The organism is Kitasatospora sp. NPDC094015, assembly GCF_040304075.1.
GTDB lineage: Bacteria > Actinomycetota > Actinomycetes > Streptomycetales > Streptomycetaceae > Kitasatospora.
The window spans coordinates 31,388-46,336 of sequence record NZ_JBEOUL010000021.1; the positions used below are offsets into that span (position 1 = coordinate 31,388).

General features: G+C 73.3%; 10 protein-coding genes. 4 read left to right on the forward strand and 6 right to left on the reverse strand.

Going from position 1 to position 14,949, the window contains the following annotated elements:
• Positions 1-71 precede the first annotated feature (71 nt).
• The 4 genes from ABT014_RS23240 to ABT014_RS23255 form a co-directional block, all read right to left on the reverse strand.
• Positions 72-647 (reverse strand): TerD family protein, encoded by a 576-nt coding sequence (locus ABT014_RS23240; RefSeq protein ID WP_350640948.1) that lies wholly within the window; start codon positions 645-647, stop codon positions 72-74.
• A gap of 249 nt (positions 648-896) precedes the next feature.
• Positions 897-1,472, reverse strand: coding sequence for a TerD family protein (locus ABT014_RS23245; RefSeq protein WP_350640949.1), 576 nt, complete (start codon positions 1,470-1,472; stop codon positions 897-899).
• Between the two features lie 193 nt (positions 1,473-1,665).
• Entirely contained in the window at positions 1,666-2,124 is a 459-nt protein-coding gene (locus ABT014_RS23250) for a peroxiredoxin (protein ID WP_350640950.1), read from the reverse strand.
• Positions 2,125-2,363: 239 nt separating this feature from the next.
• Positions 2,364-2,801 (reverse strand): DUF3052 domain-containing protein, encoded by a 438-nt coding sequence (locus tag ABT014_RS23255; RefSeq protein ID WP_350640951.1) that lies wholly within the window; start codon positions 2,799-2,801, stop codon positions 2,364-2,366.
• A gap of 518 nt (positions 2,802-3,319) precedes the next feature.
• On the opposite strand from ABT014_RS23255, the gene aceE reads away from it, so the two are divergent.
• Positions 3,320-6,070 carry a pyruvate dehydrogenase (acetyl-transferring), homodimeric type gene (aceE, locus tag ABT014_RS23260; RefSeq protein ID WP_350640952.1) on the forward strand — a complete coding sequence of 917 codons (2,751 nt, stop codon included), beginning with the start codon at positions 3,320-3,322 and terminating at the stop codon, positions 6,068-6,070.
• An 88-nt stretch (positions 6,071-6,158) separates the two neighbouring features.
• Here the strand turns inward: aceE and ABT014_RS23265 are convergent, their stop codons facing one another.
• Positions 6,159-7,964, reverse strand: a complete 1,806-nt coding sequence (locus tag ABT014_RS23265) for a protein kinase domain-containing protein (RefSeq protein WP_350640953.1) — start codon at positions 7,962-7,964, stop codon at positions 6,159-6,161.
• Between the two features lie 132 nt (positions 7,965-8,096).
• Here ABT014_RS23265 and ABT014_RS23270 point away from each other — a divergent pair, with 132 nt between their 5' ends.
• Entirely contained in the window at positions 8,097-9,416 is a 1,320-nt protein-coding gene (locus ABT014_RS23270) for a cryptochrome/photolyase family protein (protein ID WP_350640954.1), read from the forward strand.
• A 168-nt stretch (positions 9,417-9,584) separates the two neighbouring features.
• Positions 9,585-12,338, forward strand: a complete 2,754-nt coding sequence (locus tag ABT014_RS23275) for a GH92 family glycosyl hydrolase (RefSeq protein ID WP_350640955.1) — start codon at positions 9,585-9,587, stop codon at positions 12,336-12,338.
• A 55-nt stretch (positions 12,339-12,393) separates the two neighbouring features.
• Here ABT014_RS23275 and ABT014_RS23280 read toward each other — a convergent pair whose 3' ends face one another.
• Positions 12,394-14,004: an MFS transporter gene (locus ABT014_RS23280; protein ID WP_350640956.1), complete on the reverse strand. Its 1,611-nt coding sequence runs from the start codon at positions 14,002-14,004 to the stop codon at positions 12,394-12,396.
• 231 nt (positions 14,005-14,235) lie between these two features.
• Here ABT014_RS23280 and ABT014_RS23285 point away from each other — a divergent pair, with 231 nt between their 5' ends.
• A complete protein-coding gene (locus tag ABT014_RS23285) occupies positions 14,236-14,916 on the forward strand; it encodes a TetR/AcrR family transcriptional regulator (RefSeq protein ID WP_350640957.1) in 681 nt (226 codons plus the stop codon).
• Positions 14,917-14,949 lie beyond the last annotated feature (33 nt).

A 14,949-nucleotide genomic window follows, 5' to 3' on the forward strand; every position in this document is an offset into this window, starting at 1 on the left:
AGGCAGGGCGGGGCCGCCCGGACCGTACGGCCCGGACCGCCCGCCCGCCGGGTGCGCAGGCGCGGAGCGCCCTACGACACGTTCACGCCGAAGTCCTGGACGATGCCGCGCAGGCCGGAGGCGTAACCCTGGCCCACCGCGCGGAACTTCCACTCGCCCTGGTAGCGGTACAGCTCACCGAAGATCATCGCCGTCTCGGTGGAGGCGTCCTCGCTCAGGTCGTAGCGCGCGATCTCGGCGCCGTCGGCGAGGTTCACCACCCGGATGTAGGCGTTGTTGACCTGGCCGAAGCTCTGCGCCCGGGTCTCGGCGTCGTAGATGGAGACCGCGAAGACGACCTTGTCGACCTGGGCCGGCACCAGGTCGAGGAAGACCTGCACCACCTCGTCGTCGCCGTCGCCGTCACCGGTGAGGTTGTCACCCTGGTGCTCGACCGAGCCCTCGGGGCTCTTCAGGTTGTTGTAGAAGACGAAGTACTCGTCGCCGAGCACCTTGCCGCCGGAGCAGAGCAGCGCACTCGCGTCGAGGTCGAAGGCCGCCCCGGTGGTCGAGCGGGCGTCCCAGCCGAGGCCGATCTGCACCTGGGTCAGGTTCGGCGCGGCCTTGGTCAGCGAGACGTTGCCGCCCTTGGCGAGCGTGACGCTCATGTACTTCCTCCCTAGTCCCCCCGCACTTCGGGGCTCCGTGTCCACGGGGTCCGGCCGGCCGCCGCACGAGGACGCGGCCGGCGCACCCCAAAGGTCTACGCCCACCACCGCCCGCGCAGTGCTGCCCGACCGCCTGAACTTCCTGAACTCCCCTGCCCGTCGGCGGGCCGGGGAAGCACTCGGGGCCGGCGGGAGCGCACTCGCTCCCGCCGGCCCCGGCCGTGCAGTTTAGTCAACCGCCGCCCCGGATCAGACATTCACCCCGAAGTCCTGGGCGATCCCGCGCAGCCCGGAGGCGTAACCCTGACCGATCGCGCGGAACTTCCACTCCGCGCCGTTGCGGTACAGCTCGCCGAAGACCATCGCGGTCTCGGTGGAGGCGTCCTCGCTCAGGTCGTAGCGGGCGATCTCGGCGCCGCCGGCCTGGTTCAGCACCCGGATGAAGGCGTTGCGGACCTGGCCGAAGCTCTGCTGCCGGTTCTCCGCGTCGTAGATCGACACCGGGAAGACGATCTTGGCGATGTCCGCCGGGACCCCGGCCAGGTCGACCTTGATCTGCTCGTCGTCGCCCTCGCCCTCACCGGTGAGGTTGTCGCCGGTGTGCTCGACCGAGCCGTCGGCGCTCTTGAGGTTGTTGAAGAAGATGAAGTCGGCGTCGGAGCGGACCTTGCCCTGCTCGTCGCAGAGCAGGGCGCTGGCGTCCAGGTCGAAGCCGCTGCCGGTGGTGGTGCGGACGTCCCAGCCCAGGCCGACGACCACGGCGGTCAGGCCGGGGGCCTCCTTGGTGAGCGAGACGTTGCCACCCTTGCTCAGACTGACACCCACGTGCTGCCTCCAGGGATCGGGAGGCACAGGTCGTGCCCCCGGTGGTGCGGTTTCCCGACGCCCGCCCGGCGGAGGGGCGCCTGTCCTGCCAACGGCCCGATCGTAGTGCCGGGTTCCCCCGCCGGCGGCGAGTCGGCCCGGCGCGCCTCGAACTGGCGCGCGCCGGACCGCGGGACCCACCGGGTGCGGCGGCTCAGAGCGCGCCGAGCACCTTCAGGTACTCCTGCTCGTCCCGGGCGTCCGGCAGGCCGTTCACGATCGACCAGCGCACCGCGCCCTCCTTGTCGATCACGAAGGTGCCGCGCACCGCGCAGCCCTTCTCCTCGTTGAAGACGCCGTAGGCGCGGGAGACCTCGCCGTGCGGCCAGAAGTCCGACAGCAGCGGGTACTCCAGGCCCTCCTGCTCGGCGAAGACCCGGAGGGTGAACGGCGAGTCGTTGGAGACCGCGAGCACCTGGACCTCGTCGTTCTGCAGGCGCGGGAGCTCCTTCTGGATCGCGCAGACCTCGCCGGTGCAGACCCCGGTGAAGGCGAACGGGTAGAACACCAGGACGACGTTCTTCTCGCCCCGGAAGTCGGAGAGCTTGACCGACTCGCCGTGCTGGTTCTTCAGCTCGAAGTCCGGAGCCTGGGTGCCGACCTCGATGGCCATGGTGGGACCTTCCTCTGGGGTGCCGCGGCCCTCGGTGTGCCGCGCGGGACAGGGGCATCCTTGCATCCGATCGGGGTGGTTACGCCGAACGAGTGATGGCTTCCGGCTGACAAGGGGCCGGTTTCGCCCTGGGTGAACAGTGCCCCCGGCGGGTCCTCCAGCGCGTCGCGCCCAAACGGCCGGGCCCCGCTGGAGGAAGCTCCAGCGGGGCCCGGGAAGGCGTCGGGGACGCGGTCGGACTAGCGCTTGCCGGTGCGCGAGGCCTTCGGGGTGGCGAGCCGGGTGCCGGCCCACTCCTTGGCGACCGCCACCGAGCTGGTCTGGGAGAGTCCGGCGGTCCGGGCGGCGTCCGCGATGTCGGAGGCCTCGATGTGGCCCTCGCGTCCCGTCTTCGGGGTCAGCAGCCACACCAGGCCGCCCTCCGCCAGGTACTCCAGCGCGTCGACCAGGGCGTCGGTGAGATCCCCGTCCTCCTCGCGGTGCCACAGCAGGACGGCGTCTGCGACGTCGTCGTAGTCCTCGTCGACGAGCTCCGTACCAGTGATGTCCTCGATGCCCTCGCGGAGCTTCTGGTCACTGTCATCGTCGTACCCGAGCTCCTGGACGATCTGGCCCTCTTCGAAGCCGAAACGCAGTGCCGGGTTGGACTTGTCCGCGGGGTCCGCGGTCGCGCTCACGGGAATAACCTCCAGTATTCGGCTCGGCATCCATGCCGAGGCTGTGGCCGTAGTCCACACGGGACCGGCGGTTCGCGCAAGTACCCGACCCCCGATCCCACCCAAAGGTTGACGTGTCGCGGGGGGACACGCCGCTCCGGGTGGCGTGAATCACACCGATTTGCCCTTTCCCATCCTCCCCGAGGATGCTTCCCCAGGTCCTGGGTCTCATGCCGTACAGCTGACCGAGATACGAACGGCATTCGGGGGACTCGCCCATGCGGGCGTAGAGTCTCCTGTTGGCCCTCACCCTGACCGCCCGCCTATCGGGTGGCCCGGGTAACCAGGTCGGACCACCTCTTCGTAACCCCCGGGGGTGCGCGGCGGAGGCAATGAAGCCCCGCGCCGCACGCTTCCTGACCGGCCCGCCCAACAGGCGGAACGGTTACCGATCGGTAGAGATGACGGATCTCCGAGTCGCGGTACACGATGGAGGCGGCGCGACACACCTCAGTTTCGACCGACAGTGAAGGAACAGCGTGGCTTCCGGATCCGATCGCAACCCGATCATCATTGGCGGCCTTCCGAGTCAGGTCCCGGACTTCGATCCCGAGGAGACCGCGGAATGGCTGGAGTCGCTTGACGCTGCCATCGACGAGCGGGGGCGCGAGCGTGCCCGCTACCTGATGCTGCGGCTGATCGAGCGCGCCCGCGAGAAGCGTGTCGCCGTGCCCGAGATGCGCAGCACGGACTACGTCAACACCATCGCCACCAAGGACGAACCGTTCTTCCCCGGCAACGAGGAGATCGAACGCAAGGTCCTGAACGCGACCCGCTGGAACGCGGCCGTGATGGTCTCCCGGGCGCAGCGTCCCGGCATCGGCGTCGGCGGCCACATCGCCACCTTCGCCTCCTCCGCGTCGCTCTACGACGTGGGCTTCAACTACTTCTTCCGGGGCAAGGACGCCGAGGGCGAGTCCGGCGACCAGATCTTCTTCCAGGGCCACGCCTCCCCCGGCATCTACGCCCGCGCGTTCCTGCTGGACCGGCTCAGCGAGCAGCAGCTCGACGCCTTCCGGCAGGAGAAGTCGAAGGCGCCGTACGGCCTCTCCAGCTACCCGCACCCGCGGCTGATGCCGGACTTCTGGGAGTTCCCGACCGTCTCGATGGGCCTCGGCCCGCTCGGCGCGATCTACCAGGCCCGGATGAACCGCTACCTGGAGCACCGCGGCATCAAGGACACCTCCGAGTCGCAGGTCTACGCCTTCCTCGGCGACGGCGAGATGGACGAGCCCGAGTCGCTCGGCCAGCTCTCGCTGGCGGCCCGCGAGGGCCTGGACAACCTGACCTTCGTGGTCAACTGCAACCTGCAGCGCCTGGACGGCCCGGTCCGCGGCAACGGCAAGATCATCCAGGAGCTGGAGTCGCAGTTCCGCGGCGCCGGCTGGAACGTGATCAAGCTGATCTGGGACCGCAGCTGGGACCCGCTGCTCGCGCAGGACCGCGACGGCGTCCTGGTGAACAAGCTCAACACCACGGTCGACGGCCAGTTCCAGACCTACGCCACCGAGACCGGCGCGTACATCCGCGACCACTTCTTCGGCGGCGACCTGCGGCTGCGCGCGATGGTCGAGAACATGACCGACCAGCAGATCCAGCACCTGGGCCGCGGCGGCCACGACCACGCCAAGGTGTACGCGGCGTACAAGGCGGCCCGCGAGCACAAGGGCCAGCCGACCGTCATCCTCGCCCAGACCGTCAAGGGCTGGACGCTCGGCCCGAACTTCGAGGGCCGCAACGCGACCCACCAGATGAAGAAGCTGACGGTCGAGGACCTCAAGCGCTTCCGCGACCGGCTGCACCTGCCGATCACGGACAAGCAGCTCGACGAGGGCTACCCGCCCTACTACCACCCGGGCAAGGACTCGGAGGAGATCCAGTACATGCACGACCGCCGGCGCGAGCTCGGCGGTTACGTGCCGACCCGCAAGGTGCGGCCGCGCAAGCTGGAGCTCCCCGGCGACGACGCCTACAAGGCGGTCAAGAAGGGTTCGGGCAACCAGACCATCGCCACCACCATGGCGTTCGTCCGGGTGCTCAAGGACCTGATGCGGGACAAGGGCATCGGCAACCGCTTCGTGCCGATCGCGCCGGACGAGTACCGCACCTTCGGCATGGACTCGCTGTTCCCGTCCGCCAAGATCTACAACCCGCTCGGCCAGACCTACGAGTCGGTCGACCGCGAGCTGCTGCTGGCGTACAAGGAGTCCCCGACCGGTCAGATGCTGCACGACGGCATCTCCGAGGCCGGCTGCACCGCCTCGCTGATCGCCGCCGGCTCCTCGTACGCGACGCACGGCGAGCCGCTGATCCCGGTCTACGTCTTCTACTCGATGTTCGGGTTCCAGCGCACCGGTGACCAGTTCTGGCAGATGGCCGACCAGCTGGCCCGCGGTTTCGTGATCGGCGCGACCGCCGGCCGCACCACGCTGACCGGCGAGGGCCTGCAGCACGCGGACGGCCACTCGCACCTGCTGGCCTCGACCAACCCCGGCGTGGTCGCCTACGACCCGGCGTACGGTTTCGAGATCGCGCACATCGTCCAGGACGGTCTGCGGCGGATGTACGGCTCGTCGGCGGCGCACCCGCACGGCGAGGACGTCTTCTACTACATGACGGTCTACAACGAGCCGATCAAGATGCCGGCCGAGCCGGAGAACGTCGACGTCGAGGGCATCCTCAAGGGTCTGCACCGGTACGCGCCGGCCACCGCGGGCCAGATCCCGGCCCAGATCCTCGCCTCCGGCGTGGCGGTGCCGTGGGCCCTGGAGGCCCAGCGCATCCTCGCCGAGGAGTGGAACGTCAAGGCCGACGTCTGGTCGGCGACCTCCTGGAACGAGCTGCGCCGCGACGCGGTGGAGGCCGAGGAGTTCAACCTGCTGCACCCCGAGGAGCCGCAGCGCGTCCCGTACGTGACGCAGAAGCTCCAGGGCGCCGAGGGCCCGTTCGTCGCCGTCTCCGACTGGATGCGCGCGGTGCCGGACCAGATCTCCCGCTGGGTGCCGGGGCAGTACCAGTCGCTGGGTGCGGACGGCTTCGGCTTCGCCGACACCCGCGGCGCGGCCCGTCGCTTCTTCCACATCGACGCCCAGTCGGTGGTCCTCGGCGTGCTCACCGAGCTCGCCAAGGAGGGCAAGATCGACCGCAGCCTGCTGAAGGCGGCCATCGACCGCTACCAGCTGCTGGACGTGGCGGCGGCCGACCCGGGCGCGGCCGGCGGCGACGCCTGATCCGCGGCACCTGACGACGGCCGAGGGCCGGACCCCACCCAGGGGTCCGGCCCTCGGCCGTTGCCCGCACCGGCGGGGCGCCGGGGTGTCAGGCCGGGCGGAAGGTGCGCAGCACCGTGGCGAGCTGCTGCTGGGCGGTGGGCCAGTCGTCGGCCGGGGCGCTCTGGGAGACCGTGTAGGCGGTGCCGTCCGGGGTGACGAAGGCCTGCACGGCCGCGTGCTGCCCGGTGCCGTCGGGGGCGGTCCAGGTGTACTCCCAGCGGGCGCCGGGGTTGCCGTCGAAGGGGTCGGGCCGCAGGGCGATCCGGGTGTAGTCGGGCTGCTCCGCGGCGGACTGCTCCAGCTCCCGCAGCTGCGCCTCGGGGGCGGCGCCCGCCGCCGGCGTGACGGTGAAGCGGAGCAGGTGGGCGCCGCCGTCGGGCGAGTAGTCGACGCCGCCGGCGCTCTCGGTGCGGGTCCAGCCCTGCGGGACGGTGGCCAGGAAGCCCGCCGGGTCCTCGACCCAGCGGTAGCCGGCCGGGGCCGGCGGCAGGCTGCCGCCCGGTGAGGACGGCGCGGACGGGCTCGTGGGGCCGGTGGCCGGGCTGCTCTGCGGGGTGCTGCCGGTCGGGCTGCTCGGGGTCGGGCTCGGCGGGGCACTGGTGGCGGACGTGCCGGCCGGACTGCTCGCCGTGCTCGCGTGCGGGGTGCTCGGGGTCGGGCTCGGCCGGGCGCTGGTGACGGACGGGGTGGCCGGTCCGGTCGCCGCGGTGACGGCGGGGCTCGCCCCCGCGCTCCCGCCGTCCCCTTCGGTGCTGCTGACCACCGCGTACGCCACGCCCCCGGCGAGCAGCGCGCCCAGCACCGTCCCGGCCGCGATCAGCGCGGTCCGCCGGCGGTGGCCGCCGCCGCCCGGCCCGGGGCCCGGTGGCGCGGGCGGTCCGGGTGCGCCCGGCGGCGGGGTCGGCGGGGTGGCCCGCAGGGTCGGCGGGGTGGCCCCGGTCCGGGTCGGGCCGGCGGTCGGCGGCTGCCCGGCGAACGGGGTCCGGTCGGCGAACGGATTCCCCACCGTGCGCCCGGTGCCGCCGCCGACCTCGGCCAGCATCGCCAGCGCCTGCGCCGCGCTCGGCCGCTCGGTCGGTTCCTTGCGCAGCAGCGCCTCGATGACCGGGCCCAGCGCACCGGCGTTGCGCGACTCCGGGACGGGGTCGGCGATCACCGCCTGGAGGGTGGCCATGCTGCTGGTCCGGTGGAACGGCGACTGCCCGTCCACGGCCGCGTACAGCGTCGCCCCCAGCGACCACAGGTCGGACTCGGGGCCGGGCCGGTTGCCGGTGATCCGCTCGGGCGCGATGAAGTCCGGCGAGCCCACGAAATCACCGGTCCGGGTGAGCCCGGGCGAGCCCTCCAGCAGGGCGATGCCGAAGTCGGTGAGGACCGCCCGCCCGCCGCGCTCCAGCAGGACGTTGGCCGGTTTGACGTCCCGGTGCACCACGCCCTGCCGGTGCGCCTGGTCGAGCGCGGACAGCACCTGCTCGCCGATCCGGGCGGCGTCCCGGGGCAGCAGGGTGCCCTCGGAGCGGATCACCTCGGCCAGCGAGCGGCCCTCGATCAGCTCCATCACGATCCACGGCCGGCCGTCCTCCTCCAGCACGTCGTAGACCGTGATCACGCCGCGGTGCCCGATCTTCGCGGCCGCCCGGGCCTCCTGCTGCATCCGGGAGCCGAGGGTGGCGAGCTCGCCCGGGGGCAGGCCGGTGACGGTCAGCTCCTTGACCGCGACCAGGCGGCCCAGCTTGGTGTCCCGGGCGACCCGGACCGTGCCCATCCCGCCGCGCCCGAGCTGCTCCCCCAGCAGGTAGCGGCCGGCGAGCAGCCGGCCGGCGCCGGGGGCGCCCTCGTCCTGAGAACCCATGCCCATCCCGCTGTTCGTGTCCCGAACGACCGTCCCCGAGCAACGCCTCCAGTCTCCCGCCGCCCACCGGCCGCCGCGCTCCGACCGGCGCGCCACGGGCGGCCCGGGGGCCGGATGGAGTAGTCATGGCGGATGTCCATCTCGATCGCCCTGTTCACCCAGGACCTGCGGGTCCACGACAACCCGGTGCTGCGCGCGGCGCTGGCCGAGTCCGCGGAGGTGGTGCCGCTGTTCGTGCTGGACGAGGGCGTCGAGGCCACCGGCTTCGCGGTGCCCAACCGGGCCGCGTTCCTGGCCGGCTGCCTGGCCGACCTGGACGGCGCGCTGCGCTCGCGGGGCGGGCGGCTGGTGGTGCGGCGCGGGGAGGCGGTGGCCGAGACCGTCCGGCTGGCGCGGCGGCTCGACGCCCGCGGGGTGCACCTGGCCGCCGGGGTGAGTGCCTTCGCGCACCGCCGGGAGGCCGGGCTGCGGGCGGAGCTGGGCGAGCGGCTGCGGGTGCACGAGGCGGTCCTCACCGCGCTCGCCCCCGGCGCCGTGACCCCGGCCGGCAAGGACCACTACGGCGTCTTCACGCCGTACTGGCGGGCCTGGCGGCAGGCCGAGCGCCGGGCGCCGCTGACCGCGCCGCGGACCGTACGGGTGCCGGCGGACGTGCCGGGCGTGGCGGTGCCGGCGGTGCGCCCCGACTCGCCGGACCTGCCGGAGGGCGGCGAGAGCGCCGGCCGGCGGCGCTGGTCGGGCTGGGACGTGGACGCCTACCAGGAGCAGCACGACGACCTGGCCGGCGACGACACCTCGCGGCTCTCGCCGTACCTGCACTTCGGGTGCCTGTCGGCGACCGAGCTGGTGGCGCTCGCCGAGCGGCGCGGCGGGGCGGGGGCGGAGGCCTTCGTGCGGCAACTCGTCTGGCGGGACTTCCACCACCAGGTGCTGGCCGCCCGGCCGGACGCGGCGCGGGCCGACTACCGGCCGCGGGGCGACCGCTGGCACCACGACGACGCCGAGCTGGCGGCCTGGCGCGAGGGCCGCACCGGGTACCCGATCGTGGACGCCGGGATGCGCCAGCTCGCGGCCGAGGGCTGGATGCACAACCGGGCCCGGCTGCTGACCGCCGGCTTCCTGGCCAAGACCCTGTACCTGGACTGGCGGGCGGGCGCGGCGCACTTCCTGTCGCTGCTGGTGGACGGCGACGTGGCGAACAACCAGCTGAACTGGCAGTGGGTGGCCGGGACGGGGACGGACACCAGGCCCAACCGGGTGCTCAACCCGCTCACCCAGGCCAAGCGCTTCGACCCGCACGGCGACTACGTCCGACGCTGGGTGCCGGAGCTGGCCGAGGTCCCGGGCCCGGCGGTGCACCGGCCGTGGTTGCTGGAGCGGCCGCCGCGCGACTACCCGGCGCCGGTGATCGACCTGGCCGAGGGCCGGTTCGCGCGCGGGCGCGGCCGGTAGCCGCTGTCCGGGGCAGCCGCCCGGCCCGTGGTTGGGCCGGGCAGGGGACTTTCGAGCTGTCGCCGCCGGGTCGGGGCGCGGGCGGCCTGCACGATGGGCGGACGCGGAGCGCGGGGCGGCCGGCAGACCTGCGAGGAGCCGCCTGACCGTCCATCGGCAGGAGGCTTCTTGAAGATCGTCCGAATCGTCCGACCGGCGCTGGCGCTGGCCGTGTGCGCGGCCCTGACGGCCGGCGCACCGGGGGCGGCCCGCCCCGAGGGCGGGGTCGTCAGGATCGAGGACCCCGCCCGGTACGTGAACACCTACGTCGGGACCAGGCCGGGCGGCCCGGACTACGGCATCGGGGGCGAGGCCGGCAACACCTTCCCCGGTGCGGCCGCCCCGCTCGGGATGGTGCAGTGGAGCCCGGACACCGCCACGTACCAGAACGGCGGCTACTCCTACGACGACCAGCGGATCCGCGGCTTCAGCCTGACCCACGTCTCGGGGGCGGGCTGCGGGGACTACGGCAACGTCCCGTTCATGCCGGTGCTGGACGGCGTCCCGGTGGACTTCGCCGCCTTCTCGCACGCCGACGAGACGGCCTCCCCCGGCGCGTACGCGGTGACCTTCGGCAACGGCGTGCGCACCGAGCTGGCCGCCACCCGGCGCTCGGGGATCGCCCGGTTCAGCTACCCGGCCGGGCACACCGCCTCGCTCACCGTGGACGCCGGCCGGGCCTTCAACCACGCCTCGGGGTCCATCGAGGTGGGCCGCGACTCGCTGTCCGGCTGGACCGAGAGCGGCGGCTTCTGCGGCACGGGCAACCACTACCGGCTGTACTTCTCGGTGGTCTTCGACCGGCCGTTCAGCACCTCGGGGATCCTGACGGACGGACGGCTGGACACCGGCCGGCGCAGCGCGAGCGGGGAGAGCGAGGGGATCGCGCCGCAGCCCGCCAGGACGGCCGAGGCGCAGGCCGCCGCTGCGCGCGCCGGGGCGCAGGCGCCGGCGGCCACCGCCTCGCCCGCGAAGGCACTGGTCTCCTTCGACACCTCGACCGACCGCAGCGTCACCGCTCGGGTCGGGATCTCCTTCGTCAGCGTCGAGGGCGCGCGGGCCAACCTGGCCGCCGAGCAGGGCCCCGGCGGGTTCGACCGGGTGGCCGCGGGGGCCCGCGATGCCTGGAACGGGATGCTCGGGCGGATCGCGGTCGGCGGCGGGACCACCACACAGCGGCGGGTGCTCTACACCGCGCTGTACCACGCGATGCTGCACCCGAGCGTGCTCAGCGACGTGGACGGCCGCTACCCGGGCTTCGACGGGCAGGTGCACACCACCCGCCCGGGGCAGCACGCCCAGTACGCGGACTTCTCCGGTTGGGACGTCTACCGTTCGCAGACCCAGCTGCTCGCGCTGCTGGCCCCCGAGGAGGCCGCCGACATCGCCCAGTCGATCGTCGAACAGGGCGCCCAGGGCGGGTACTTCGACCGCTGGACGCTGGCGAACGGCGGCACCGGGGTGATGGTCGGCGACCCGCTGCCGATCATCGCGGCCGGGATCCACGCCTTCGGCGCCACCGGCTTCGACGCCGCCGCCCTGGTCCGGCTGGCGACGGCGGGCCGCCGGGACGCGCGCGAGCGCCCCGCCTTCGGCCCGTACGACGCGCTGGGCTTCGTGCCGGACGGGAGCGCCGGGGTGTGGGGGCCGGCCGCGACCACCCTGGAGTACGCCTCGGCCGACTTCGCGGTGGCCCAGCTGGCTGCCCGGATCGGTGACCGGGGGACGCACGAGCTGCTGCTGCGCCGCTCGGCGAACTGGCGCAACCTGCTGCACGAGCAGACCGGCTACCTCCAGCCCCGGCGCGCCGACCACGGCTGGCCCGCCTTCGACCCGTCGCAGCGGGAGGGGTTCGTCGAGGGCAACGGCGCGCAGTACGCCTGGATGGTGCCGTTCAACCACCGCGGGCTGTTCGACGCGATGGGCGGGAACGAGGCGGTGGCCACCCGGCTGGACGCGTTCTTCACCGAGCTGAACGCCGGGCCCGCCGCGCCGCACGCCTTCCTCGGCAACGAACCCTCGCTGAAGACCCCGTGGGCGTACCTGTACGCCGGCCACGCGCACCGCACCCAGGACGTGGTCCGGCGCGCGCTGACCACGCTGTTCACCGACGCCCCGGAGGGCCTGGTGGGCAACGACGACCTGGGCGAGTTCTCCGCCTGGGCGGTCTGGGCGGCCCTCGGGATGTACCCGCAGGCGCCCGGCCGGGCCGAACTGGTGCTGGCCAGCCCGCTGTTCCCGGCCGTGACGGTGCGCCGGGGCGAGCACGGCCCGGCGATCGGGATCAGCGCGCCGGGCGCGTCGGCCGAGGTCCGCTACGTCCACCGGCTGACGGTGGACGGCCGGCCCTCGACCAGGCCGTGGGTGGGCGAGGACTTCGTGCGCGACGGCGGCCGGCTGCGCTACACCCTGGCCGCCGAGCCGGATCCGGCCTGGGGCGCCGACCCCGCCGACGCGCCGCCCTCCTTCGACGTCGGCCCGGACACCGCGGCCGGCGGGCCGGTCACCGGCCGCGCCGACAGCGGCGAGGTGCGCTGCCTGGACGTCGGCCCGGACGGCTCCGCGGACGGCGCCCCGGCCCGCGAGGCCACCTGCGACGGCGGCGCCGGCCAGCGCTGGACGGTCGCCCGGGACGGCACGCTGCGCGCGCTCGGCCGGTGCCTGGACGTCAGCGGCAGCCGGTCCGACCCCGGGGCACCGGTCCAGCTCTGGCACTGCAACGGGACCGGCGCCCAGCAGTGGTGGCCGCGCGCGGACGGTTCGCTGGTCGCCGCCCCGTCGGGTCTGTGCCTCGGCCCGGCGGACGGCGCCGCCGGGGACACCGGGCTGCGGCTGCGGGAGTGCGGCCGGGCCGGCGGCCGGCAGTGGCAGGTGCCCCGCTGACCGGATGAGGTCGGCGGGGCACCTGAGGTGACCGGTGGGGCGTACGGGTCCGTCGTCAGATGTGGACGGCGGGCCCGGTCTCGTTGGCGCCGCGCTTGGTGAGCAGCCCGAGGGCGGCGGCCAGGGCCGCGACCACGGCGGCGACCACGAAGGCCACCGACATGCCGCTGACGAAGGAGGTGTGGACGGCGCCCGCCATCGCGTCCACCAGCTGCTGCGGGGTGCCGGCCGGGGCCGGCGGGGCGATGCCGAGCTGGGCGGCCTGCTTCAGCCCCTCGCCCTCGGCGCCCTGCGGCAGCGGGACACCGGTCTTCGCCCAGTTCGCGGGCAGCACGTCGGTGACCTTGGAGGCCATCACCGCGCCCAGTACGGCGGTGCCGAGGCTGCCGCCGACCTGCATGGCCGCCTGCTGGAGGCCGCCGGCCACGCCGGACAGCTCGAGCGGCGCGTTGCCGACGATGACCTCGGTGGCGCCGACCATGACCGGGCTCAGGCCCAGGCCCATCAGCACGAACCAGAGCGACATCACGCCGGTGCCGGAGTCGACGTCCAGGGTGGACATGCCGAGCATCGCGGCGGTGGTGAACAGCATGCCCGCGACGATCGGGATCCGCGGGCCGACCTTGCCGATCGCGGCGCCGGCCAGCGGAGCACCGACGATCATCATGGCGGTCATCGGGAGCAGGTGGACGCCGGCCTGCACCGGCGTCATCCCGTGCACGTTCTGCAGGTAGAAGGTGACGAAGAAGACGCCGCCGAAGAACGCGAAGGCCATCAGCACCATCAGCAGGGTGCCGGCCGACAGCGAGACCGAGCGGAACAGGCTGAGCGGGATCAGCGGTTCGGCGGCCCTGGTCTGCCAGAACGCGAACACCGCCATGGCCACGATCGCGCCGCCCAGGAAGACCCAGGTGGTGGCGTCGCCCCAGCCCCAGGTCGGGGCCTTGATGATGCCCCAGACCAGCATGAACATCGCGCCGGACAGCAGCACGATGCCCGGGAGGTCGAAGGACTTGGCGGAGTTCTCGTTGCGCACGTCGCGCAGGATCCACAGGCCGAGCGCGAGCGCGATCAGGCCGACCGGGATGTTGATGAAGAAGACCGACTCCCAGTTGACGTGCTCGACCAGCAGGCCGCCGACGATCGGGCCGGCCGCGGTGGAGGCGCCGATCACCCCGCCCCAGATGCCGATCGCCATGTTCAGCTTCTCGGCCGGGAAGGCACCGCGCAGCAGGCCGAGCGCGGCGGGCTGGAGCAGCGCGCCGAACAGGCCCTGGAGCACCCGGAACAGGATCACCATCTGGATCGAGCCGGCGAAGCCGATGGCGGCCGAGGTGGCGGCGAAGCCGGTGGCGCCGACCAGGAAGGTGGTCCGGTGGCCGAACCGGTCACCGATCTTGCCGGCGGTGATCAGGAAGACCGCGAGGGCCAGCAGGTAGCCGCTGGTGACCCACTGGATGTCGGCGGGCGAGGCGCCCAGGTCGGCCTGGATGGCCGGGTTGGCGATGGCCACGACGGTGCCGTCGAGGGCCACCATCATCACGCCGACCGCCACGGTCAGCAGGGTCAGCCAGGGGTGGCCGCGCAGCCCGCTCGCGGGCGACGGGGGCTCGTTGCGCCGAGGCGGTACGTCCGCCTTGTCGGTGTTGACGACGGACTGGCTCATGCGGAACGCCTTCCGAGGGCTGGAGGGGGTAGCAGGACGGACGAGGTGGCGCCCCGGCCCACCCGTCCCCACGAGATGTCGGGCCGACGGCGCCACCCGGGGAATATTATGTCAGCGACTGACATTCGGCAAACTGTGACTTGTGACTCATGCTGACATATGTCAGAGCGCTAGGGTGGACCTGCCGGGCACCCACCCCCACCGGCACCGTCGCAGTCGAAAGGCCCCGCCATGGCCGCCCCCGTCACCGCCCCCGCCACCGACCCCGGCTGCCGGGTGCTCGGGCTGCGCGAGCGCAAGAAGCAGCGCACCCGCGACGCCCTGGTCGGCGCCGCGCACACGCTCTTCCTCGACCGCGGCTACGGCGACACCACGGTCGACGAGATCGCCGCCGCGGTGGACGTCTCGCAACGCACCTTCTTCCGCTACTTCGCCAACAAGGAAGAGGTCGCGCTCGCCGTCATGGCCGACGCGGAGGACTTCTTCATCGACTGCCTGCGCAGCCGCCCGGTCGGCGAGAACCCGCTGCAGGCCATGCGGGCCTCGATCACCGAGGCCTGGCGCACCCTCGGCGAGGCGCGCGGCAGCAGCACCGGCGGCGTCACCGCCGCCCTGGAACTGTTCGAGCTGATCGAGACCACGCCCACCCTGCTCGCCGCCCACCTGCGCCGCACCACCGAGCAGGAGCGGGTGGTGGCCGGCGTGCTCGCCGACCGCGAGGGCCTGGACCCGGCCACCGACCTGCGCCCCCGGCTGCTGGCCGCCGTGTTCGGCGCCGTGCTGCGGATCTCCCACCTGTCCTGGAGCACCGACGGCGCCGGCGCCGACGCCGGCCCGGACGGCATGATCGAGCTGATCGAGCGCCACTTCGACCAGCTCGGACCGGCGCTGGCCGGCTCCTGGCGCGACTAGGCCCTCCCTGGTCGAGCCGGGCCCCTGCCGGAA

Coding starts and splice junctions, on each gene's coding strand:
- ABT014_RS23240 (WP_350640948.1), bottom strand. CDS start 647: ATGAGCGTCACGCTCGCCAAGGGCGGCAACGTCTCGCTGACCAAGGCC.
- ABT014_RS23250 (WP_350640950.1), bottom strand. CDS start 2,124: ATGGCCATCGAGGTCGGCACCCAGGCTCCGGACTTCGAGCTGAAGAAC.
- ABT014_RS23265 (WP_350640953.1), bottom strand. CDS start 7,964: ATGGGTTCTCAGGACGAGGGCGCCCCCGGCGCCGGCCGGCTGCTCGCC.
- ABT014_RS23270 (WP_350640954.1), top strand. CDS start 8,097: ATGTCCATCTCGATCGCCCTGTTCACCCAGGACCTGCGGGTCCACGAC.
- ABT014_RS23280 (WP_350640956.1), bottom strand. CDS start 14,004: ATGAGCCAGTCCGTCGTCAACACCGACAAGGCGGACGTACCGCCTCGG.
- ABT014_RS23285 (WP_350640957.1), top strand. CDS start 14,236: ATGGCCGCCCCCGTCACCGCCCCCGCCACCGACCCCGGCTGCCGGGTG.